Here is a 22,240-nt window from a genome sequence, read left to right on the forward strand (position 1 = left end):
TCCCTTCGTAGGTTGATGCCAGAATATAACGATGCGCGACGACCGAACAGCCCGGCGAGGAATGGCATCCCGCGCCGGGCCTGATGGATCGCTTACTCCTGGGTTTCGCCGCGTTCACGGGCAATGGCGCGGTAGCCGATGTCCTTGCGGTAGAAGCAGCCTTCCCAGTCGATGGCAGCGGCAAGTTTGTAGGCCTGCTGCTGAGCTTCACCGACGGTGGCGCCCATGGCAGTGGCACACAGTACACGACCACCGGCAGTAACGACCTGACCGTCTTTCAGTGCGGTGCCGGCGTGGAAGACTTTGCCTTCCAGACCTGCCGCCGCGTCCAGACCGTTGATCGCTGCGCCTTTGGCGTAGTCGCCCGGGTAGCCGCCAGCGGCCAGCACGATGCCAACGCTCGGACGCGGATCCCACTGTGCTTCGATCTTGTCCAGCGCTTGCGCCAATGCGGCTTCAACCAGCAGCACCAGGCTCGATTGCAGACGCAGCATCACCGGTTGGGTTTCCGGATCGCCGAAGCGGCAGTTGAACTCGATAACCTTCGGATTGCCGGCCTTGTCGATCATCAGACCGGCATAGAGGAAACCAGTGTAGACGTTACCTTCGTCGGCCATGCCGCGTACGGTCGGCCAGATCACCTGGTCCATCACGCGCTGATGCACCTCGGCGGTGACCACCGGGGCAGGGGAGTAGGCACCCATGCCACCGGTGTTCGGGCCGCTGTCGCCGTCGCCGACGCGTTTGTGGTCTTGGCTGGTGGCCATCGGCAGCACGTTCTTGCCGTCGACCATGACGATGAACGAAGCTTCTTCGCCGTCGAGGAATTCTTCGATCACCACACGTGAACCGGCGTCGCCAAACGAGTTGCCGGCGAGCATGTCACGCACGGCGTCTTCGGCTTCGGCCAGGGTCATGGCGACGATCACGCCTTTGCCGGCAGCCAGGCCATCGGCCTTGATCACGATCGGCGCGCCTTTCTCACGCAGATAAGCCAGGGCCGGCTCGATCTCGGTGAAGTTCTGGTAATCGGCGGTCGGGATCTTGTGGCGCGCGAGGAAATCCTTGGTGAAGGCTTTCGAGCCTTCCAGTTGCGCAGCACCGGCGGTCGGACCGAAGCAGTCCAGGCCACGGGAGCGGAACAGATCGACCACGCCAGCCACCAGCGGCACTTCCGGGCCGACGATGGTCAGGGAAACGTTTTTCTCGGCGAAGTCAGCCAGTTGCTCCAGCGCCAGCACGTCGATGGCGACGTTCTCACACTTGGCTTCAATAGCGGTGCCAGCGTTGCCCGGTGCAACGAAAACCTTCTGCACACGCGGATCCTGAGCCACTTTCCAGGCCAGAGCGTGTTCACGGCCACCGCTGCCAATGATCAAAACATTCATTTCAAAAACCTCGGATGACGCTAATTCTGTGGGGGCTGATCGTTCCCACGCTCCGCGTGGGAATGCCTCTACGGACGCTCCGCGTCCGAGGGACGCGGAGCGTCCCGGGCTGCGTGCCCACGCAGAGCGTGGGTACGATCAAGCAAAATAATCAGTGACGGAAGTGGCGCATGCCGGTGAATACCATTGCGATGCCGGCTTCATCAGCAGCAGCAATCACTTCGTTGTCACGCATCGAACCGCCCGGCTGGATCACCGCAGTGATGCCGACCTTGGCCGCGTTGTCGAGGCCGTCGCGGAACGGGAAGAATGCGTCGGACGCCATGACCGAACCGGCGACCTGCAAACCGGCGTGCTCAGCCTTGATCGCGGCGATGCGGGCCGAGTTGACGCGGCTCATCTGGCCGGCGCCGACACCGATGGTCTGGCGATTCTTGGCGTAGACGATGGCGTTGGATTTGACGTACTTGGCGACTTTCCAGGCGAAGATCAGGTCGTGGATTTCCTGTTCGGTCGGCGCGCGTTTGGTCACCACTTTCAGGTCGTCGGCGCTGATCATGCCGATATCGCGGCTCTGCACCAGCAGGCCACCGTTGACGCGCTTGTAATCCCAGGCAGCGGCGCGGTCAGCCGACCACTCGCCGCAGGCCAGCAGGCGTACGTTGGCTTTCGCGGCCACGATGGCGCGGGCTTCTTCGCTGACCGATGGGGCGATGATCACTTCAACGAACTGGCGCTCGACGATCGCTTTGGCGGTCTCGGCATCCAGTTCACGGTTGAAGGCGATGATGCCGCCGAACGCCGACTCGGTGTCGGTGGCGTAGGCCAGTTCGTAAGCCTGACGGATGCCGCCTTCAGCGTCCGGGCTGACCGCCACGCCGCACGGGTTGGCGTGCTTGACGATCACGCACGCTGGCTTGACGAAGCTCTTCACGCATTCCAGCGCAGCGTCGGTGTCGGCGACGTTGTTGTACGACAGTTCTTTGCCTTGCAGCTGGGTCGCGGTGGCGATGCCGACTTCGGCCGGCTTGGCTTCCACGTAGAACGCCGCGCTCTGGTGCGGGTTCTCGCCGTAGCGCATTTCCTGAGCCTTGATGAACTGGCTGTTGAAGGTGCGCGGGAATTCGCTGCGACCTTCAGTGCTCAAGGTTTCAGCGGCCTGGTTCACGGTGCCCATGTAGTTGGCGATCATGCCGTCGTAGGCGGCGGTGTGTTCGAAGGCCTTGAGCATCAGGTCGAAACGCTGAGCGTAGGTCAGGCCGCCGGCCTTGAGGTTTTCCAGAACGCTGGCGTAATCGCTGGCATTCACCACGATGGCCACGTCTTTGTGGTTCTTCGCTGCCGAACGGACCATGGTCGGCCCGCCGATGTCGATGTTCTCGATGGCGGTCGGCAGGTCGCAGCCTGGCTTGTTGATGGTCGCTTCGAACGGGTACAGGTTGACCGCTACCAGATCGATCGGCTTGATGCCGTGCTCGTTCATGATCGCATCGTCAGTACCGCGACGACCGAGGATGCCGCCGTGGATTTTCGGGTGCAGGGTTTTCACCCGACCGTCCATCATCTCGGCGAAACCGGTGTAATCCGCGACTTCCACTGCGGCAACGCCGTTGTCACGCAGCAGCTTGAACGTTCCGCCGGTGGAGAGGATCTCGACGCCCAGAGCTTCGAGCTCCTTGGCGAATTCGAGGATCCCGGTCTTGTCGGAAACGCTGATCAAGGCGCGGCGGATCGGCAGGCGGGTAGTCTGGTCGGTCATCTCAATTTCCATCAAAAGCAAAGGAAGTCAGCAAAAAAGGCGACCGTTTTTTACGCGGGCGCCTTTCTGGTTTGATTGAATGCTTACAGCAGATCGTACTGCTTGAGTTTCTTGCGCAGCGTGCCGCGGTTCAGTCCCAGCAGCTCACTGGCCTTGGTCTGGTTGCCCTTGACGTAGTTCATCACGCTTTCGAGCAGGGGCGCCTCGACTTCGGACAGCACCAGGTTGTACACATCCGTGACGGACGCGCCCTCAAGGTGGGCGAAATAATTGTGCAGCGCCTTCTCGACACTCCCGCGAAGGGTCTGGCCTTCTTCGCTCGGCGTGTTGAGGTGCTGTTTCAAATTCACGTTGTCGCTCACGGGTGTTGTTCCACTCACTAAAGTCTCGGTCATCATCGTCATGCGGCCACCCCTTCTTCGTCCCCTGTCAGGCTCTTGTAACGCTCGGCGAAGAACTCCCGAACGTCGGCGCATTGTGTTTCCGTACCATCCAAACGATTGAAACGGGCGCGAAACTCCCTGGCGCCCGGCAAGGTTGCGAGATACCAGCCCACATGCTTGCGGGCAATGCGCACGCCCATCACGTCGCCATAGAAGGCGTGAAGGGCAGCCAGATGCTCCAGCAGGATGCGTTCCACTTCGCTCAGTTCCGGCGCGGGCAATTTCTCGCCGGTGCGCAGGAAGTGATCGATCTCGCGAAAAATCCATGGCCGCCCTTGAGCGGCACGGCCTATCAGCAGGCCATCGGCACCGGTCGCATCAAGCACGTATCGGGCCTTTTCCGGCGAATCGATATCGCCATTGGCAAACACCGGGATCGACACCGCCTGCTTGATCGCGGCAATCGTGTCGTACTCGGCTTCCCCTGTGTACAGATCGGCGCGCGTACGGCCATGTACGGCCAGCGCTGTGATCCCGGCCTGTTCGGCGATCTTCGCCACGTTCAGGCCATTCTTGTTTTCGCGATCCCAGCCGGTGCGGATCTTCAGGGTGACCGGCACATCAACCGCGGCCACTACGGCCTGCAGGATCTCGGTCACCAGTGCTTCGTCTTTCAGCAACGCGGAGCCGGCGGCCTTGTTGCAGACCTTTTTGGCCGGGCAACCCATGTTGATATCGATAATCTGTGCGCCCAGTTCGACGTTGGCCCGTGCCGCATCGGCCAGCATCTGCGCGTCGCCACCTGCGATCTGCACCGAGCGCGGCTCGGGATCGCCTTCGTGGATCATGCGCATGCGCGACTTGCGGGTATTCCACAGGCTCATGTCGCTGGTGACCATTTCCGAGACTACAAGCCCTGCGCCCAGACGCTTGCACAGCTGACGAAAGGGCTGGTCGGTGACGCCCGCCATTGGGGCGAGAATCAAACCGTTCTGCAATGTATATGGGCCGATGCGTACCGCCGACATAGGACTTCCCTGAAGTGGGGCCGGATCATGAGAGTTCGAAAAAGGGTGGGCATGATACCCGCTCTCGATGACTGGTTAAAGGCTGAATTGAACAAAATCTGAACAGTTATTCTGTTATCGCCAACGGTTTGGTCGGCCGCGATCAGTCAGAAAAATGCCGTCAATCGGGAAACGCTGAAGCGGTTCATTCCGGTGAGTGGAAGTTCAGGCTGTAATTCACCGCTTTCGGCCCCGGATCGAGAATATCCAGGGCGATATGGATCGGCGTCTGCGGCGGCATTTCCGCGAGGCCTTCGAGATCGCCGCTCAGATACTCGCCGGGTTTGAAGCGACGACTGGCGATCAGATGACCATTGAGGTCGGCAAAACGCAGTTCGAGCAAGGGGAACGGCTGGGAAAACGTCGCCCGGTTGTAAATGATTGCATCGACCACCAGCGCCCCGCTGAACTCGGGATGGCTGCGCACCACCAGGTTGCTGCTCTTGATTTTGCCGATATCGACTTTCGACGGCACGGTGCAGCCGATCTGCGGGCAGATCTGCTGGAACCATGGTCGGTATTGATCCTGCCGCGCCAGTTCCTCGAAATGATAGGAGATGTACTGAGCGGCAAGACCGCCGGCGGCCAGCAGCACCAGCACCAGCCAGAGCAGGCGCCGGCCCCAGGGCGAACGGCGTTGCTGCCAGTCCAGTTGCAGCGGGTCGTCGGTCAGATCCTGCAGGACCTCGGCGCGCACGCCGGGCTCGGCCCGTTCGCGTTTTTTGCGCGGCGAAGTGATCAACGGCAGATCGTCGTCATCGCTGTCGTCGCTGGCCGAGAAGCGCTCGCGGCGGGCGGCCGGGTCGATCGGATCGTGCAGGCGCAGTTGCGGGATCGGCGGCTCGTCATCCAGATCCACCGGTTCCAGTGATAACGAGGGTTCGGTGCGCTCGGGTTCGAGGGTTTCGACGCCCTCGATATACGGTTCGACATCCGGCGCGGCGCTGCGCTCATCGGCAGGCTCGCTGAACAGGCTGTCGGGCCATGTGCCTTCGTCCGGTTCCGGGCTGTCGCGCCGGGCGCTCAAGGATTCTTCGCGGGTACGGCCGAATTCTGCGACCGGCTGGATTTCACGCTGTTCGAGGCGGGCGAGTTCTTCGTCCAGATCGAGGCTGTCCAGATCCAGTTCCGACGCGCTCCATTGCTTCTGGCTGATGGCGCGCGGCGCGGGGATCTGTTCGACGACCGCAGAATCGCTGACAGGCGCGGGCGTTTCAGGCAGCGCTGGTGCGAGCGGCGTCACCGTGTCCTTGCCAGAATGTTGCTCGAGCAGCTGCTTGGCGGCATTGAACACTTGCAGGCAGGAGCCGCAACGAACCACGCCGCGCGCCACGCTCAACTGAGCATGGTTGACGCGGAAACTGGTCTGGCAATGCGGGCATTGGGTGACGAAACTGTCGGTCATGCGGCGATCCGGTTCAGGCAAGCGGTCATTTTAGCGCCGACGCCCGGTGATGCGCACCCAGCCATCGCGATTGGCGATCGGGTCGAGCTCGAAGTCCTGCGCATAAGCTGCCGCTACTTCTTCGCCCTGCTCGGCGAGAATGCCCGACAGCGCCAGGCGCCCACCGCTCTTGACCAGGCTGGACAGCTGCGGTGCCAGCGACACCAGCGGGCCGGCGAGAATATTGGCCACCAGTACGTCGGCCGGAACCTGCGGCAGATCCTCGGGCAGGTACAGCGGGAACAGCTCATCGGCAATGTTGTTGCGCCCGGCGTTGTCGCGCGAGGCTTCCAGCGCTTGCACGTCGATGTCGGTGCCCACAGCTTGTTTGGCGCCGAGCAGCAGGGCGGCAATCGCCAGAATCCCCGAGCCACAGCCGAAGTCGAGCACGTGGCAGTCTTTCAGATCCTGGCCGTCGAGCCATTCCAGGCACAGCGCGGTGGTCGGGTGGGTGCCGGTGCCGAACGCCAGGCCCGGGTCCAGCAGCAGGTTGACCGCGTCAGGCTCGGGCGCGGCGTGCCAGCTCGGCACGATCCACAGACGCTGGCCGAAACGCATCGGCTCGAAACCGTCCATCCAGCTGCGTTCCCAGTCCTGGTCTTCGATGACTTCGCTGTGGTGCTCGGGCAACGGGCTGCCGGTCAGCAGCTCCAGGTGGGCGAGGACCGGTTCCGGTTGCGTGCCGCCTTCAAACAGGGCCAGCAAGTGAGTGTGCGACCACAGTGGCGTGGTGTTGAGTTCCGGTTCGAAGATCGGCTGGTCTTCGGCGTCCATGAAAGTCACCGACACGGCGCCGACTTCGAGGAATGCGTCCTCGTAGGTTTCGGCTTGTTCCGGGGTGATGGCGAGACGGACTTGCAGCCAAGGCATGGCGGGCACCTTTGAAAATCTGTGGGGCAGCCCGAAGCTGCAAAAGCGCGCAGTTTACGCCAGGTCGCCGGCAAAGTGGACACACCGCTTGGCTGTTACACATTCGCGGCCGCGATATACATATGTATGGCCTGAGCACTTTTGTCGGCAAATAGAGTGAGCGCTCATCTCTACGCGACAAAAGGCTGGACGACATGGCGGATCAACAAGGGACTGTAGAAGAAAAACCACCGATAGCCGCTGCGTCTACGGGGTCGGTGCAGGAGATCCTCCTGCGCATCACGCGCTGGCAGGTGATGATCGACAAGCGCTTGAGCAGCCAGATGACGTTGCTCGAGGCGCTGGAGCATTTCGCATTGACTGAACTGCGCAGGCATTACCCGGACGGTCATTTCGCCCCGGGCTTTGTGGTTGCCCTGCTTGACGCCATTCTGCAAAAGCTTATCGACGGCCGGCCAGTCATGTTCCTGGCGCTCCAGGACGCGCCATTTCGCTGGCCTGGGGGCGCCGATCCCGGTTTGCCGTCCAGCCGTCATGAGCATGTGATCCGGACGGTGGATAGCGTTTCGTTGCACTTCCTCGACCAGTACAAGAAATACCTGCGAGAACATTGGGCGACAAAGGGGCGGGAGGCGTTGTTCGATCGCCTGATCAAACGCAAGCTGCGGCGCTATATCAAGGACATCGAGTTGCTGTTGCGCCGTGACCAACTGGCTGGCCTGACACTGGATCAATTGCGCAGCAAAATCGACCGGGTTCAGGCCCGCAGCACGCGTCGGTACCGATTGACCGCCCTGGCAACCGGTGCAGAAAAAAAGATTCTCGAGGCCCATTCATTCGCGCAACTGCCGTCATGGATGAAGGCGCTGAAGGAGCCGGATCGCGCCTTGTTGCGTGATTATCAGGAGCAGACCTCACTGGCCCAGGCAGCACTTGATGACCTGCTGCTGGGCTACGGCTCGTTGCGCGACTTTGCCCGCCAGCAGGCCATCGAATACATTCAGCTCAAGCTCGACATGACGGTTGAACCGGACCGGATCGACGTGCGGCTCAGATGGCGCTCGGCGGTCGGTGAGCCGACCCACAATCGCAGCCTCAGTGACCTGCTGGCATGCGGGCCGATCGGACAGGACTTCGCAGCGGTACTGGAGATCAGCAGTCCTGCGCCATTGCGCAACCAGTCACTGAAGCCGACATTCATTGCCGACATGCTGGCGCAACAGGATTATCCGGCGGACTACCTGCGAGCCCTCGCCGAGCAGTACCAGCGTATAGAAGTGCAAAAGGCACTTGTCGACTGGTTTGCCTTACGGCTCAGGCAGAGCGCATTCGTCGCGCGCTGCGCAGCTCATCTGTCGGACTCCGACCATGAGCGTCTGGAGCAGATGTGGTCTGGGCAAACCATAAAGAAACCGTTGCAAGTGGCCGCACTGACGCTGCCCAACGGCATGCAATGCGCCGATCTTCTGGTGTTCTACCAGGCAGAGACTGAGCAAGCGGTGAATAACCTGGTGCTGTACGCGCCCAACAAGCCGGACGGTCAAGAGTGGGTCCGGTTGCCTTCGATCGCGGCGTTGACCGGCGAAGTATGGAGCTGGACGCAGAGCGAATCCGGTCGTGAGTATCTGTTGCAGCAGCTTTCGCCGGCTGCACATCACCCTGCACGGGATTATCTGTTGGCCGCTGCGGCCAGCCCCGCTCTCTGGGGCATGCAGAGTGACCTTCGCCGAGCGCCCCTGCCGTTCACCGAATGCGTCGACGCCGCTGCAAAAATGGGCCTGGCAAACAACCTGCAGCGGGTCGAGCAGGACAACTCGCTGCGCTGGTACACGACGCTCGGGCTCGAGGCTCGCCGGCGCATCAGCAGCCTCAATCAGGAACTGATCGTTCATCAGCAGGTGTTCAACGAGCTGCTGGGCGGTTTCGAGGTTTTCGTCGATTTCGCCAGGCGCACGGTTGCCGCAGCGATCACGCCCTATATGCGCAGCAAGAACGTGCTGGAACCGGTCGATCCGGCCACTGTGTTGATCGATTACAACCCTGGCGTCGCTGACCGCAGGAAGCAGCAGGTGGCCACGCTGCTCGACCTGGCCATTCACGGCTACGATGACAACTCCGGCATCGAACATCCGAAAAGAGGCGTGCGATCGGCGGTTGGCCAGGATCTGAGCCAGGTGCGCAGCGCCGATCTGGCGCTGTATCTGCGCCGGGCGTGGCTGGGTGAAAAATATGCCAGCGAGATCCGTGGCAAATATCTCGACCCGCGTGATGCTGCCTACGAACCGCGTCGCTTTGCCTACCGCAACGTGCTGCTGTCAAAGATGGACCGTGATTTGCGCGTGGCGAGAAGTCAGGCGCGATTGAGCGACGCGGTGTATTCAGCGCTGGTCCGTCAGGTCTCTCTGTTGAGCCAGGTGCCAGCGCCGGATACGCATTTTCCGGGCGCCAGCATGGTTGAAAGTGACGGCGTGTTCAGGTTCACCGTGCGCCATCACGTCGTGCTCGGGGTTTATGTCCTGACCTCGTTCAACCCCGAGCCGTCCTGGTGGCTGTACACGCCTGATGCGCCCGACGGCATTGTGGTGCGTGCGTATCAGTCGCTGTTCGGCGACATCGCAGGCGCTTTGCATGACTACTTGATGGCGCGTACGCCGGTCGCCGCCCGCAGCATCGTGTCGCGCACCCTGTATGCGATTGCAGCAAAAAAACAGCGCGTCGATACGCTGTACGAAGCGCAGCGCCTGATTGACGCACGCAGCGAGTTCAACGCGTACATCGAGCGCGCGGTCACGGATGTGCAGGACATCACCACCAGCCGCGCGCAAATGATCGAACGCCAAGTGGTCAAGGGGCTGATGTTTGCAGCTGCACCGTTTTGCATGGTGTTCCCTCCGTTTGCCTTGCTGCTCGATGTCGTGTTCATCGCCGTCAGCGCCGGTCAGGCGGTCGCTGCGCATCTGGAGGGTGACGTCGATGGCGCGCTCGGCCACTGGCTGGAGGCGTCGTGGGGCGCGTTGTTCGCTATGGTCGGCGCCGGCAGTGCGATCAAGTGGCTGGGCGGTGCGGCCAGAAGTCTGAAGCACACCATGCGGCCGGCCTCGTTGTTGTCAGAGCGTCTGAACACCGTGGCTCCGCTGCGCAGGGAAGCACTGCCGGCGATCCGGGAAGTACGCTTCCATGCCAGGCAGGCCGTCAGCAAGGCGCCCGAGCGTTTGCAAAGGGTGACCGAAGAAGGCGTGTTTTTCGGCACATGGCGCAGTCCGCCCAGCGCTGCGCAGCCGCAACCGGCCTATTACATTCGCAACAAGGGCAAGTATTTCCTGGTCAGGGAAAATCCGCATTTTGGTGGGCTGAGCCTGGTCGATGCCCGTCGCCCGACCGCCATCTATCAGCAACCGATTCGGCTTGCTCCGGGGGGCAAGTGGACACACGCCAGGGTCGGACTCACAGGTGGCAACGTGCGCAACCTTGGGCGCGTGAGCGATTTGAATGATGCTTTTCCTGGAGGTGTCGAGCCCGTGCTGAACCGCGGCGCGCTGCAGGGCGAAGCGGTGGTGGCGCATTTTCGTCCCGGATCGCCAGATAACTATCTGTTTTCGTTGAATGCGCAGAGTTGCGTCATCGCCTCGCTGTATAACCCGACGACGAGGGTGGGGGCGGTCATTCATTTTGATCACAATATTCGCCCGTTAATCGAGCGAAGTGTCACGCAGGTGCTGGAGCGTCTGGGGGGCGCACCGCAGAACATTCGCGCCACGCTGGTGGGCGGCGACTGGCTTTCGGCGGGCGCTGACATCGGCGGTCCGGTCAGGCGCGTTTTGCGCGAACAGGGCCTGCAGCCGACCTGGGATTACTGGTCGTACTCGTCGTGCCTGGGCAACAGCTATGGCGTGGTGCTGAATCTGAACAATGGAGTCTCGAGAGTGTTCAAGCATTCCTCTGGTCAGATTGGCAGGCTGTACAACCCGCTTATCGCCAGATCGGGCTATGCCACGGACGGCCTCTCGATACGTGCCCGAAACTTTACGAGGCGGTTCACCCGCAGGCCGTTACATGAAAACGCCGCAGGAGCGGTGGTCGATGATGCCGGCCTGCGGGCATCTGCCGCAATGGTCGAGCAGCAGGCGTTCTCCACGGTAATGGTCTGATGGGTTTGTTGCAGGCATAAAAAAACCCGATCCGCAGGGATCGGGTTTTTCATGCGGCTTCAGCCTTACGACTGTTTGGCCAGCTTGTGCTCGAGGTAGTGAATGTTCACACCGCCCTTGCAGAAGCCTTCGTCACGAACCAGGTCACGGTGCAGCGGGATGTTGGTCTTGATCCCGTCGACCACGATTTCGTCCAGGGCATTGCGCATGCGTGCCATGGCTTCGTCGCGGGTTGCGCCGTAAGTGATCAGCTTGCCGATCAGCGAGTCGTAGTTCGGTGGCACGGCATAACCGCTGTACAGGTGCGAATCGACGCGAACGCCGTTGCCGCCTGGAGCGTGGAAATGCTTGACCGTGCCCGGGCTCGGCATGAAGGTCTTCGGATCTTCAGCGTTGATCCGGCACTCCAGCGAGTGACCGCGGATGACCACGTCATCCTGAGTGAACGACAGCTTGTTGCCAGCGGCGATGCTGAGCATCTCCTTGACGATGTCGATACCGGTGACCATCTCCGAAACCGGGTGCTCCACCTGAACACGGGTGTTCATTTCGATGAAGTAGAAACGGCCGTTCTCGTAGAGGAACTCGAAAGTACCGGCGCCACGGTAGCCGATGTCGATGCATGCCTTGACGCAGCGAGCCAATACTTCCTGGCGCGCCTTCTCGTCGATGCCCGGTGCTGGCGCTTCTTCGAGAACCTTCTGGTGCCGACGCTGCAGCGAGCAGTCGCGGTCGCCCAGGTGGATGGCGTGGCCCTGGCCGTCGGACAGTACCTGCACTTCGACGTGGCGCGGGTTGGTGAGGAATTTTTCCAGATAGACCATCGGGTTGCCGAACGCCGCGCCTGCTTCGGAGCGGGTCAGTTTCGCCGAGGCGATCAGGTCTTCTTCCTTGTGCACCACACGCATGCCGCGACCACCACCGCCACCGGCGGCCTTGATGATCACCGGGTAGCCGACTTCACGACCGATGCGCAGCGCCGTTTCTTCGTCTTCCGGCAGCGGGCCGTCAGAACCTGGAACGGTCGGTACGCCTGCTTCGATCATCGCGTGCTTGGCCGATACCTTGTCGCCCATCAGGCGAATGGTGTCGGCTTTCGGGCCGATGAAGGCGAAGCCGGAGTTCTCGACCTGCTCGGCAAAATCGGCGTTTTCCGCGAGGAAACCGTAGCCTGGGTGAATGGCGGTAGCGCCGGTCACTTCAGCGGCAGCGATGATGGCCGGAATGTGCAGGTAAGACTGAGCGGCGGACGCCGGGCCGATGCAGACGGATTCGTCTGCCAGACCCAGGTGCATCAGCTCTTTGTCGGCCTTGGAGTAAACGGCGACGGTCTTGATGCCCATCTCTTTGCAGGCACGCAGAATCCGCAGGGCGATCTCACCGCGGTTAGCGATCAGAACTTTTTCCAACTTCGCAGTCATCAAAGGCTCTCCGCGGTTCAAACGATGGTGAACAGCGGTTGGTCGTACTCAACCGGCTGGCCGTCTTCGACGAGGATGGATTCGATCACACCGCTGGTTTCAGCTTCGATGTGGTTCATCATCTTCATGGCTTCGACGATGCACAGGGTGTCGCCTTTCTTCACGGTCTGGCCGACTTCAACGAAGGCTGGCGAGGTTGGCGAAGATTTACGGTAGAAGGTGCCGACCATCGGCGAACGGGCAACGGTGCCGTTCAGCGCGGGTGCAGCAGCGGCAGCCGGAGCAGCGGCAGCGACTGGCGCGGCAGCAGGGGCAGCAGCCGGAGCCTGCATCGGGGCTGGCGCGTAGTACTGCTGCGCCGGGGTCTTGCTGTGGCGGCTGATGCGTACGGACTCTTCGCCTTCCTTGATCTCGAGCTCGTCGATGCCGGACTCTTCCAGCAATTCGATCAGTTTCTTAACTTTACGGATATCCATGAATCATCAACTCCCAAGGGTCGGTCAGGGGCGTATAGCTTGGTGTTCAAGCTGCTCTAGTGCGGCCTCCAGGGCCAGTCGGTAACCGCTGGCGCCAAGGCCGCAGATCACTCCTACCGCTACATCGGAGAAGTAGGAGTGATGGCGGAAAGGTTCGCGCTTGTGCACGTTGGACAAATGCACTTCGATGAATGGGATGCTCACTCCCAGCAGCGCGTCACGTAATGCGACACTTGTGTGCGTAAAAGCCGCCGGATTGATCAGAATGAAGTCCACGCCTTCACCGCGCGCAGCGTGGATGCGATCGATCAATTCGTACTCGGCGTTGCTTTGCAGGTGCAGCAGATGATGGCCGGCTTCGCGGGCGCGCCGCTCCAGATCCTGATTGATCTGCGCCAGGGTCGTCGACCCGTAGGTCCCCGGTTCCCGGGTGCCGAGCAGGTTCAGGTTGGGGCCGTGCAGCACCAGTAGCGTTGCCATCTGCGTTGTCCTTGTTATCAATGAGCAGTCGTCAGAACCCGGCGACTATGCCGCAAAGCCTTTGTGACTGTCCAGTTCCATGCAATAGGCGGCACGATGGGCGATGTTTGCGCGAAATTTGTGACCGGGTGAGCTGATCCGGTCATTCGCGATGTTGGCAAGGGCCTCTTCGCGAGCAGGCTCGCTCCCACAGGGGCATGCATTCCAAAGTGGGAGCGAGCCTGCTCGCGAAGGTGGTATGTCAGACGCGGAAGGCCTGAACGGCTGTATGCAATTGGCCGCCGAGAACCAGCAGATTCTCGCCCTGTTCGCGGCCCTGGCCGATGCGCAGCAGGTTATCCCCACCCAATTGATGAATGCGCTCGCTGTGATCGCGGATCTCGCTGACCGCACCACTTTGCTGCGCCGTGACATCGGCGATGCGCACGGCGGTGTCGGCGATGGTCTGGATCGCGCCGACGATTTTGTCCAATGCACCGTCCGCCGCTTGCGCCTGACTGGCCGTGGCTTCGGCGTGTTCGACCTGCGCGCGCATGCCTTCGACCGATTGCCGCGCGGCGGTCTGCAGGCCGGCGATCAGCGTCTGGATTTCTGCCGTGGCCCCGGCGGTGCGTTGTGCCAGCGAGCGCACTTCCTCGGCGACCACGGCGAAACCACGGCCCATCTCCCCGGCGCGGGCCGCCTCGATCGCGGCATTCAGGGCGAGCAGATTGGTCTGATCCGCAATCGAACGAATCACCGTCAGCACGCCGCCAATGGTTGCCGACTCTTCGGCCAGATGTTCGATCATCTGCGCATTGCCTTGAACTTCACCGACCAAAGCATGCAGCCCGGTGAGGCTCTGGCCGATTACAGCCTGCCCATGCTCGACGGCGAGACCGGCATGACGACTGGCGTCGGCAGCCTGACGGGCATCGCCGGCCACCTGCTGAATGGTCGCCTCGAGTTCACCCAGCGAGTCGCGAATCAGCGCAGTGTCACCTGCCTGATGCTCGGCGCCGCTGTGCAAGTCATTGCTCAGTTCGGCGAGGGTGCGGCTGCTGCCTGCGACTTGCTCGGCGTTGCCGCGAATGGTGCCGACCAGATCCACCAGATAGGCGCGCAAGCGATTGAGCGACGCTTCGATGTCGTGCAATTCGCGATTGGTCTTGCCCAGTTGGATGTCGCGACTGAAATCGCCCTCGGCCCAAGTCGACAATGCCGGGGCGAGGTTGGTCAGGGTGCGGGCCAGGCGCCGCTGCAAGGTATCGATGAGCAGGGCGATCAGCAGAATCAGGCCGATCATCACGCCTTGCATCAGGCGCACTTCGCCTTGGATCTGCCCATGTTGCGCGCGCACCACCGGTTCGAGGCCGGCGATGGCGTGTTGCACGCTGGCGATTTTTTCGTGGGTCGCGGCGCTGAGCTCGGCGCGTTTCTGGATCTGCTCGCGGGTGCGCGCCAGTTCCGCCGGATAGCGGCCGAGCAAGCTATTGAGTTCGCGTTTGAGGCCGACACCGGCATCTTCAGCGGCGGCTTTATCAGTGGTTTCGATGCCCATCAACGCGGCGAAATCGTCACTGCTCGATTCGTTGCTGGCGACCACGCCGAGCAAGGGCAGGGCATCGATGGCCTCGGCCTGGGCGCGCATGTTGCTCACTTCGCGCTCGACATCGGCAGCCAGTTCACTGCGCCCGCTGCTGACCAGTTTGTCCCGCGCCAGCGACAGTTTGCCCAGATGCTGCGATGCTGCGAGCAGTGGCGCGAGGTAGGCGGCGTTGCCATTGGCGTAGGTGTTGAGCTGGTCGAGGCTGGCGCTGAGTTCGCGTTCGGCCTGCAACAGCAGCGCCTGCGGATCGCCAGCCAGTTTGCCGGCGGCGAGCAGGTCGGTTTTGCTGAATTCATCAAGGCTCGACAGGCTTGGCTGCACGCTGTCGGCCAGCGCCGGGGGCAGCTCACCCAGTTGCTTGTGCACGCTGTCGATGGCCTGGGCGGCGCTGCTCAGGCGCAGCGCGTCACCGCTGGCGAGGTAATCCTCGATGTTGCGCGCCACTTCATTCTGAAATTGTTGCGACAGCCCGAGGTAACGCTCCATCAACAGATACGGACGTTCGAGGGCTTTTTGCGACCACCACAGCGTGGCGCCAAGGGCCACGCAGACGGCGACCAACAGCAGAGTGTTGAGATTGGTGAGCAACTTCAGGCGCATGACGGCTACCAACGGCAGGAATGGTAAGCGCCTGAATTTATTGCGGATCCATTACAAGGTTATGACCGAATCAGTGGATTCCGATGAAAAAGTGGCACTTTGCTTTGACTGCCGCGCGGTCTGCACCCGATTGCGTCCGGCACCTTTGGCGCGGTACAGCGCCTCGTCGGCCTGGCTGGCCATCATCAGGCTGTCGGAGTCATCGCACATTTCCACCACGCCGGCGCTGAACGTGCACCACAGATCCTGCGGCTGCGCCGGGTAATGAATCTCGGCGAAGCGCTGACGAATCTCGTCGAGGACTTTGTGCGCCGCATCGATATCGGTGTCGGGCATGACAATGGCGAACTCTTCGCCGCCGTAACGACCGATGAAGTCGGTCTTGCGCAACCGCTGCTTGAGAAACAGCGCCAGGCTCTTGATCACACGGTCGCCCATCGGGTGGCCGTGGCTGTCGTTGACCCGTTTGAAGTGATCGATATCGAGCATGGCAAAGCTCAGCGGCTTGTTCTCGCGGCGGGCGCGGAACGAGCAGTCTTCGAGCAATTGCAGGATGTGCGTGTGGTTGTACAGGCCGGTGAGGCTGTCGCGAACCATCCGCGCTTTCAGGTTGCGTGCCCGCGCGGCGCGGTTGCGCACGGTGGTGATCAGGTGCCGCGGTTTGATCGGTTTGGTCAGGAAGTCATCGCCGCCCTCGCTCATGGCGTCGAGCTGCTTGTCCAGATCATCCTCGGCCGACAGGTAAATGATCGGCACGCTGACGTAGCGGTCGTTGTGACGGATGACTTTGGCCAGCTCGGTGCCGGTGCAGGCCGGCATGTACATGTCGAGGATGATCAGGTCCGGCTGGAAATCCGCCAGTTCGGCCATTGCCTGAATCGGTTCGATCAGGGTGCGTGTGACAATCCCGGCGCTGTTGAGCAGGCGCTCGGTGTGCAAGGCCTGGGCGCGCGAGTCGTCGATGATCAGCACTTTATAGGGCTCGTACTGAGCGACGCAGGTCAGCACTTCGATTTTTTCCAGCAGGCTCGAGGCTTCGAGCGTGCCGGTGAGGAATTCCTGGCCACCGGCGCGCACGGCGGCGAGGCGGGTCGGGGTGTCGGTTTCGTGCAGGCTGAAGAACAGCAGCGGCAGCGGTTCTTCGAGGCCGACCTGAGCTTCGGCGGCGAGTTTCAGGCCGATGCCGGGGCCACTGAAATCCACGTCCATGACAATCGCCGCGGGCAAGCGCTCAACCATCGACGAGCGAAACGCCGCGACACTGTCCAGTGCCTGCGCGCTTAGGCCAAAGAATTCGAGCTGCTTGGCCAGGCGTTCGGCGCGGTCGTGATCCTGCAACATTACGTAGATCGGCTTGCGCAGCGGCGGCAGGAACGTCTGGTCGAGCTGATCACCATGGCGCAGGCCGGTGCGCGACAGGCGCTGCATCAAACGATTGAGATCGGTGATCAGGCCGCTGCTGAGGCGTCCACGATTGGCATCCACCGCTTGCAGCGACTGGCTGATGTGATGCGCCAACTGAGTGTGTTCAGGCTGTTCGAAACGCTCGGCAAAACGCAGCAGACGCAGATTCGCCTCGCTCAGTTCGGCGAGGTCGACGGTGGACCACTCACTGCGTTGCAGGCGCTGCCATATCTCAAGAATCTGACGTGCCTGATGAATTACCCGCTGGGCAAAGTGGTGCTTGAGACGCTCACGGCTGGGGTCTTCTGGCTCGGTCATATCCTGACTACTAGTTAGGGTGCATGCTGAGATCGACTGGTGGCTCTATGCTAGCACCTCTTTTCCCTTAGACGAGTGTCGTACGTCAATAATCTGCTGGACGACACGATTCAGTTTCTGACCGGGTGGTTCTTTCATGCACTTGCAGGTCAGTCAGATGCCCGAAATCCGGACGCTTGACTTGAAGGGCAGGGCAGAACAGTCGGGAATTTGTACATCGCTGCTCGGGCCGAACCCGGATCAGAGTTCACTGCGTTGCTGGCGTTGCCGTATCAGGGAATCCCTTAGTGTGTCGCGAAGCGTCATCGGGCCGCACCATTTGCGGCTTATCGTTAGCGACGGGTGCCCGGCCTTGGCACGTTGTTGTATGGTTGTGGTCGAACCGTTGAACCCAAGTGATTGAAAGGATATCGCCATGCTGGACTGGAAAAACCGCGCGGGCAGCGCGCCTGAACGTGCTGCCGAGCCCAAGTCGGCCACCCGCAGCTATGTCGGCGGGCTGCTGTTCAGCCGGGCGCTGGCCACAGTGGTCGGTCTGTATTTGCTGGTCACCATCGCGCTGGGCTGGTACTGGAGCCAGGAACCGGAGCTGTTTCCGGTGGCGCAGAACGCCCAGGTCGCTGCCGAGAAAGAAGGCAAGCAAATGGTGGTCGGCTACACCACGGTCGAGACCCTGAAGACCGTTGCCGGCACCTTGCTCAACAAGCCGGGCGGTTACATTTCCAACGATCGTTTCCCGCCGGGCCTGTGGATGGACAACACGCCGAGCTGGGAATACGGCGTGCTGGTGCAGGTGCGTGACCTGACTCGTGCCCTGCGCAAAGACTTCGCACGTTCGCAATCGCAGTCCGCCGAAGACGCCGATCTGGCCAAGGCCGAACCGCGCTTCAACTTCGACAACAAGAGCTGGGTGCTGCCGTCCAGCGAGTCGGAATACCAGGAAGGCATCAACTCCCTGAGCCGCTATCAGTCGCGCTTGTCGGATCCGAATCAGAAAAACGCGCTGTTCTACGCCCGCGCCGACAACCTCAACAACTGGCTGGGCGATGTCGGTACCCGTCTTGGTTCGCTGTCGCAACGCCTGTCGGCCAGTGTCGGCCGGGTCAAGCTCAATACTGCGCTGAAGACCGAAGTTCCGGCAGTCGGCGAAGTGCCGCAGGTTGACGAAGAAGTCGTGGAAACCCCGTGGATGCAGATCGACAACGTGTTCTACGAAGCACGCGGTCAGGCCTGGGCGCTGTCGCATCTGCTGCGCGCCATCGAGGTCGACTTCGCCGATGTGCTGGCGAAGAAGAACGCCACCGTCAGCGTGCGCCAGATCATCCGTGAGCTGGAGGCTTCGCAAGAGCCGGTGTGGAGCCCGATGATTCTCAATGGCAGCGGTTTCGGCGTGTTGGCCAACCACTCGCTGGTCATGGCCAACTACATTTCCCGGGCCAACGCTGCGGTGATCGACTTGCGTCAACTGCTCAATCAGGGCTGATAGGTGAGCCAGAGCACAAGAGAGGCGGCCCACCGCGCCGCCTCGGACGCCGAACAGATCGCCTGGGTCGACGAGCATGACAACTTGCTCGGCGCGCTGGTGCGCTCCGATTTGCGCGAGCGCGGGCTGATTGGCCGTGGCACCTACATCATGCTGTTCAATTCCGCCGGTGAGCTGTGCGTGCACCGGCGCACGTTGAGCAAGGCGATTTACCCCGGTTACTGGGATGTTGCCGCAGGCGGCATGGTCCAGGCCGACGAAAGTTATGCCGAGTCGGCGGCGCGCGAGCTTGCAGAAGAGCTGGGCGTCAGCGGCGTCGAACTCACCGCTCACGATCACTTCTACTTCGAAGACACCGGCAACCGCCTGTGGTGTTCGGCGTTTTCCGCCGTGTGGGACGGGCCGCTGAAATTGCAGCCGGAAGAAGTCCTCGAAGCGCGATTCATCCCCATCGAACAGGTCATGCGCGAAATCAGCGAAAAGCCTTATTGCCCGGACTCTCTGGCCGCGCTGAAGCGCTATCTCAAGGCGCAGCAAAGCAACGTCGCAAAGAACACATGAATTGGCGCCGATTGGCACTTAGCAATCGCGATTTTTGCCGTTACACTGCGCGACCTTTTCAAACTGCACCGGATAGCTTGAGGTTGGCCTGCAGATTCAGTCCAGCGTTCAAAGTTTTCCGATGCAGTAGCGCTGCCCCTGCCTGAGTGGGGCTTCGCGGTCGCTGACCTTGCCCAAGGTTGCGATCAGTCTTTGTCCTCCCGAGAGGATTGCCGGTGGCCAAGAAAGCCGCATCCTTCGCCGCCCTGGGCGGCCTGGTATTTTCCACCGACGCAGGTCGTCATTGCCCGGAATGCAGCAAACCGGTGGACGCCTGTATCTGCAAACAAACCGTGATCCCGGCCGGTGACGGCATTGCCCGCGTGCGTCGCGAAAGCAAGGGCCGTGGCGGCAAGACGGTGACCACCATCACCGGCGTGCCCCTGGCCGAAGACGCGCTCAAGGAGCTGGCGACGACGTTGAAGAAACGTTGTGGCACCGGCGGGGCGTTGAAGGACGGCATCATCGAAATCCAGGGCGATCACGTCGAGCTACTCTTGGCAGAGCTGATCAAGCACGGTTTCAAAGCGAAGAAATCCGGCGGCTAGCAGCCTCTGTGAAACCCTCCGGCGGCTTGATCCGGCTTCGAGTGTTCTCGGATCCGGCGTCGTCGCCATGGTTTTCACAGAGCCTGTTCATGACCGGTTTCTAAACTCCACGCAGTCAGTGCGGTCTACCGCCGCACTGACGAACCGTCATTTTCATTCTTTAGACTGCGCCGGCCTGAACGTCAGGCGACGCACTCTGACTTCTTTATAGGGGACTTCGATGTCCGTACGACGCACACGTAAAGACGATGGCAGCCAATGGACAGTTGCGGACAGCCGCAGCGTTTACGGGATTCGCCATTGGGGGGCCGGGTATTTCGCGATCAATGAAGCCGGTCGCGTCGAAGTACGTCCGAACGGCCCGAGCAGCTCGCCTATCGATCTGTTCGAACAAGTCGACCAACTGCGCAAGAGCGGTTTGTCCTTGCCGCTGCTGGTGCGGTTCCCCGACATCCTGCAAGACCGTGTCCGTCAGTTGACCGGTGCTTTCGATTCGAACATCGAGCGCCTGGAATACCAGAGCAAATACACTGCGCTGTACCCGATCAAGGTCAACCAGCAGGAAGCGGTGATCGAGAACATCATCGCCACCCAGAACGTCTCCATCGGTCTGGAAGCCGGCTCCAAGCCTGAGCTGCTGGCGGTGCTGGCGCTGGCGCCGAAGGGCGGCACCATCGTCTGCAACGGTTACAAGGACCGCGAGTTCATCCGTCTGGCGCTGATGGGCCAGAAGCTCGGCCATAACGTGTTCATCGTCATCGAGAAAGAATCCGAAGTCGGCCTGGTGATCGAAGAAGCCGCCTCGCTGAAGGTCAAGCCGCAGGTGGGTCTGCGCGTGCGGCTGTCGTCGCTGGCCTCGTCGAAATGGGCGGACACCGGTGGCGAGAAATCCAAATTCGGTCTGTCGGCGGCGCAACTGCTGTCGGTGGTCGAGCGCTTCCGTGGCGCCGGCCTCGATCAGGGCATCCGCCTGCTGCACTTCCACATGGGGTCGCAGATCGCCAACCTCGCTGACTATCAGCACGGTTTCAAGGAAGCGATCCGTTACTACGGCGAATTGCGCAACCTCGGTCTGCCGGTCGATCACATCGACGTCGGCGGTGGCCTCGGTGTCGACTACGACGGCACCCACTCGCGCAACGCCAGTTCGATCAACTACGACATGGACGATTACGCCGGTGTCGTGGTCGGCATGCTCAAGGAATTCTGCGACGCGCAGAGCCTGCCGCACCCGCACATCTTCTCCGAAAGCGGCCGCTCGCTGACGGCGCACCACGCAATGCTGGTGGTGCAGGTCACCGACGTCGAGAAACACAACGACGAAATCCCGCTGATCGAGAACAAGGAAAGCCTGCCGGAAACCGTGCAGTGGCTGGTCGATCTGCTCGGCCCGACCGACATCGAAATGGTCACCGAAACCTACTGGCGCGCCACCCACTACATGAGCGACGTCGCCGCGCAGTACGCCGACGGCAAGCTGACCCTGGCGGAAAAAGCCCTGGCCGAGCAATGCTACTTCGCCGTGTGCCGTCGCCTGCACAACTCGCTGAAGGCGCGTCAGCGTTCGCACCGCCAGGTGCTCGACGAACTCAACGACAAGCTGGCCGACAAGTACATCTGCAACTTCTCGGTGTTCCAGAGCCTGCCGGACACCTGGGCGATCGATCAGGTGTTGCCGATCATCCCGCTGCATCGCCTCGACGAAGAGCCTCTGCGCCGCGCGGTGCTGCAGGATCTGACCTGCGACTCCGACGGCAAGATCAACCAGTACGTCGACGAGCAGAGCATCGAAACCAGCCTGCCGGTGCACGCGTTGAATGAAGGCGAAGATTACCTGCTGGGCGTGTTCCTGGTCGGCGCCTATCAGGAAATCCTCGGTGACATGCACAACCTGTTCGGTGACACCGACTCGGTGAACATCTACCAGAACGCCGATGGCAGCGTGTACCACGCCGGTATCGAGACCCACGACACCATCGAAGACATGCTGCGTTACGTGCACTTGTCGCCGGAAGAACTGATGACTCACTACCGCGACAAGTGCGCCAGTGCCCGCATCAGTGCCAGCGAGCGCACGCAGTTCCTTGATGCCTTGCGTCTGGGCCTGACCCGCTCTTCCTATCTGTCTTCCTGAGACCCGATAGCGTTCCGTCCGGGTTGTCCGATTTTTTTCCGCAAGCTGTGGAAAATTCGGACAACCCGGTGGGACATCTCCTGATTTTTTCCCGAAAACCTGTGCTATCACGGTCAGCAAACTCATCTG

The 22,240-nt window shown here is 61.3% G+C and carries 16 protein-coding genes; 5 read left to right on the forward strand and 11 right to left on the reverse strand.

Annotated elements, in window-relative coordinates; genetic code table 11:
* Positions 1-92: 92 nt before the first annotated feature.
* From purD to prmA, 6 genes are all read right to left on the reverse strand, one after another.
* Positions 93-1,388 carry a phosphoribosylamine--glycine ligase gene (purD, locus tag D8U60_RS20015; RefSeq protein WP_071174280.1) on the reverse strand — a complete coding sequence of 432 codons (1,296 nt, stop codon included), beginning with the start codon at positions 1,386-1,388 and terminating at the stop codon, positions 93-95.
* A gap of 151 nt (positions 1,389-1,539) precedes the next feature.
* Positions 1,540-3,147 carry a bifunctional phosphoribosylaminoimidazolecarboxamide formyltransferase/IMP cyclohydrolase gene (purH, locus tag D8U60_RS20020; RefSeq protein ID WP_016771867.1) on the reverse strand — a complete coding sequence of 536 codons (1,608 nt, stop codon included), beginning with the start codon at positions 3,145-3,147 and terminating at the stop codon, positions 1,540-1,542.
* Between the two features lie 83 nt (positions 3,148-3,230).
* Positions 3,231-3,551 carry a DNA-binding transcriptional regulator Fis gene (gene fis, locus D8U60_RS20025; RefSeq protein ID WP_002555375.1) on the reverse strand — a complete coding sequence of 107 codons (321 nt, stop codon included), beginning with the start codon at positions 3,549-3,551 and terminating at the stop codon, positions 3,231-3,233.
* A complete protein-coding gene (gene dusB / locus D8U60_RS20030; protein ID WP_016771866.1) occupies positions 3,548-4,558 on the reverse strand; it encodes a tRNA dihydrouridine synthase DusB in 1,011 nt (336 codons plus the stop codon). Before dusB ends, fis begins: the two co-directional genes overlap by 4 nt.
* Positions 4,559-4,742: 184 nt before the next feature.
* On the reverse strand, positions 4,743-6,002 hold the full coding sequence (locus tag D8U60_RS20035) for a DUF3426 domain-containing protein (protein ID WP_130900754.1): 1,260 nt from the start codon (positions 6,000-6,002) through the stop codon (positions 4,743-4,745).
* Between the two features lie 30 nt (positions 6,003-6,032).
* Positions 6,033-6,911, reverse strand: a complete 879-nt coding sequence (gene prmA, locus D8U60_RS20040; protein ID WP_130900755.1) for a 50S ribosomal protein L11 methyltransferase — start codon at positions 6,909-6,911, stop codon at positions 6,033-6,035.
* 194 nt (positions 6,912-7,105) lie between these two features.
* Between prmA and D8U60_RS20045 the strand changes: the two genes are divergently transcribed.
* Positions 7,106-11,059 (forward strand): type III effector 1, encoded by a 3,954-nt coding sequence (locus D8U60_RS20045; RefSeq protein WP_130900756.1) that lies wholly within the window; start codon positions 7,106-7,108, stop codon positions 11,057-11,059.
* 65 nt (positions 11,060-11,124) lie between these two features.
* Here the strand turns inward: D8U60_RS20045 and accC are convergent, their stop codons facing one another.
* From accC to gcbA, 5 genes are all read right to left on the reverse strand, one after another.
* A complete protein-coding gene (gene accC, locus D8U60_RS20050) occupies positions 11,125-12,480 on the reverse strand; it encodes an acetyl-CoA carboxylase biotin carboxylase subunit (RefSeq protein ID WP_024011424.1) in 1,356 nt (451 codons plus the stop codon).
* Positions 12,481-12,497: 17 nt separating this feature from the next.
* Positions 12,498-12,956 (reverse strand): acetyl-CoA carboxylase biotin carboxyl carrier protein, encoded by a 459-nt coding sequence (accB, locus tag D8U60_RS20055; RefSeq protein ID WP_016771862.1) that lies wholly within the window; start codon positions 12,954-12,956, stop codon positions 12,498-12,500.
* Positions 12,957-12,980: 24 nt separating this feature from the next.
* Entirely contained in the window at positions 12,981-13,436 is a 456-nt protein-coding gene (gene aroQ / locus D8U60_RS20060) for a type II 3-dehydroquinate dehydratase (protein WP_016771861.1), read from the reverse strand.
* A 241-nt stretch (positions 13,437-13,677) separates the two neighbouring features.
* Complete coding sequence (locus D8U60_RS20065) at positions 13,678-15,624, reverse strand: methyl-accepting chemotaxis protein (RefSeq protein ID WP_130900757.1); 1,947 nt, start codon at positions 15,622-15,624, stop codon at positions 13,678-13,680.
* 51 nt (positions 15,625-15,675) lie between these two features.
* Complete coding sequence (gcbA, locus tag D8U60_RS20070) at positions 15,676-17,346, reverse strand: diguanylate cyclase GcbA (protein ID WP_016771860.1); 1,671 nt, start codon at positions 17,344-17,346, stop codon at positions 15,676-15,678.
* Between the two features lie 415 nt (positions 17,347-17,761).
* On the opposite strand from gcbA, the gene D8U60_RS20075 reads away from it, so the two are divergent.
* The 4 genes from D8U60_RS20075 (at position 17,762) to speA (ending at position 22,111) form a co-directional block, all read left to right on the forward strand.
* On the forward strand, positions 17,762-18,829 hold the full coding sequence (locus D8U60_RS20075) for a DUF2333 family protein (RefSeq protein WP_016771859.1): 1,068 nt from the start codon (positions 17,762-17,764) through the stop codon (positions 18,827-18,829).
* Positions 18,830-18,832: 3 nt separating this feature from the next.
* Entirely contained in the window at positions 18,833-19,390 is a 558-nt protein-coding gene (locus D8U60_RS20080) for an NUDIX hydrolase (RefSeq protein ID WP_130900758.1), read from the forward strand.
* A gap of 215 nt (positions 19,391-19,605) precedes the next feature.
* The gene (locus D8U60_RS20085) at positions 19,606-19,977 is read left to right on the forward strand and encodes a translation initiation factor Sui1 (protein WP_007914613.1); all 372 of its coding nucleotides are present in this window, start codon (positions 19,606-19,608) and stop codon (positions 19,975-19,977) included.
* A gap of 220 nt (positions 19,978-20,197) precedes the next feature.
* Positions 20,198-22,111 carry an arginine decarboxylase gene (gene speA / locus D8U60_RS20090; RefSeq protein ID WP_016771856.1) on the forward strand — a complete coding sequence of 638 codons (1,914 nt, stop codon included), beginning with the start codon at positions 20,198-20,200 and terminating at the stop codon, positions 22,109-22,111.
* Positions 22,112-22,240: the final 129 nt, after the last annotated feature.

The sequence above is a fragment of the Pseudomonas sp. Sample_11 genome (genome assembly GCF_004307505.1).
GTDB classification, from domain to species: Bacteria; Pseudomonadota; Gammaproteobacteria; order Pseudomonadales; family Pseudomonadaceae; genus Aquipseudomonas; species Aquipseudomonas atacamensis.

Excerpts from the sequence above, each read along its gene's own strand:
- prmA (WP_130900755.1), bottom strand. The coding sequence starts at position 6,911 with ATGCCTTGGCTGCAAGTCCGTCTCGCCATCACCCCGGAACAAGCCGAA.
- D8U60_RS20075 (WP_016771859.1), top strand. The coding sequence starts at position 17,762 with ATGCTGGACTGGAAAAACCGCGCGGGCAGCGCGCCTGAACGTGCTGCC.
- purH (WP_016771867.1), bottom strand. The coding sequence starts at position 3,147 with ATGACCGACCAGACTACCCGCCTGCCGATCCGCCGCGCCTTGATCAGC.
- D8U60_RS20065 (WP_130900757.1), bottom strand. The coding sequence starts at position 15,624 with ATGCGCCTGAAGTTGCTCACCAATCTCAACACTCTGCTGTTGGTCGCC.
- fis (WP_002555375.1), bottom strand. The coding sequence starts at position 3,551 with ATGACGATGATGACCGAGACTTTAGTGAGTGGAACAACACCCGTGAGC.
- speA (WP_016771856.1), top strand. The coding sequence starts at position 20,198 with ATGTCCGTACGACGCACACGTAAAGACGATGGCAGCCAATGGACAGTT.
- D8U60_RS20045 (WP_130900756.1), top strand. The coding sequence starts at position 7,106 with ATGGCGGATCAACAAGGGACTGTAGAAGAAAAACCACCGATAGCCGCT.
- dusB (WP_016771866.1), bottom strand. The coding sequence starts at position 4,558 with ATGTCGGCGGTACGCATCGGCCCATATACATTGCAGAACGGTTTGATT.
- D8U60_RS20035 (WP_130900754.1), bottom strand. The coding sequence starts at position 6,002 with ATGACCGACAGTTTCGTCACCCAATGCCCGCATTGCCAGACCAGTTTC.
- aroQ (WP_016771861.1), bottom strand. The coding sequence starts at position 13,436 with ATGGCAACGCTACTGGTGCTGCACGGCCCCAACCTGAACCTGCTCGGC.
- accC (WP_024011424.1), bottom strand. The coding sequence starts at position 12,480 with ATGACTGCGAAGTTGGAAAAAGTTCTGATCGCTAACCGCGGTGAGATC.
- purD (WP_071174280.1), bottom strand. The coding sequence starts at position 1,388 with ATGAATGTTTTGATCATTGGCAGCGGTGGCCGTGAACACGCTCTGGCC.
- gcbA (WP_016771860.1), bottom strand. The coding sequence starts at position 17,346 with ATGACCGAGCCAGAAGACCCCAGCCGTGAGCGTCTCAAGCACCACTTT.
- accB (WP_016771862.1), bottom strand. The coding sequence starts at position 12,956 with ATGGATATCCGTAAAGTTAAGAAACTGATCGAATTGCTGGAAGAGTCC.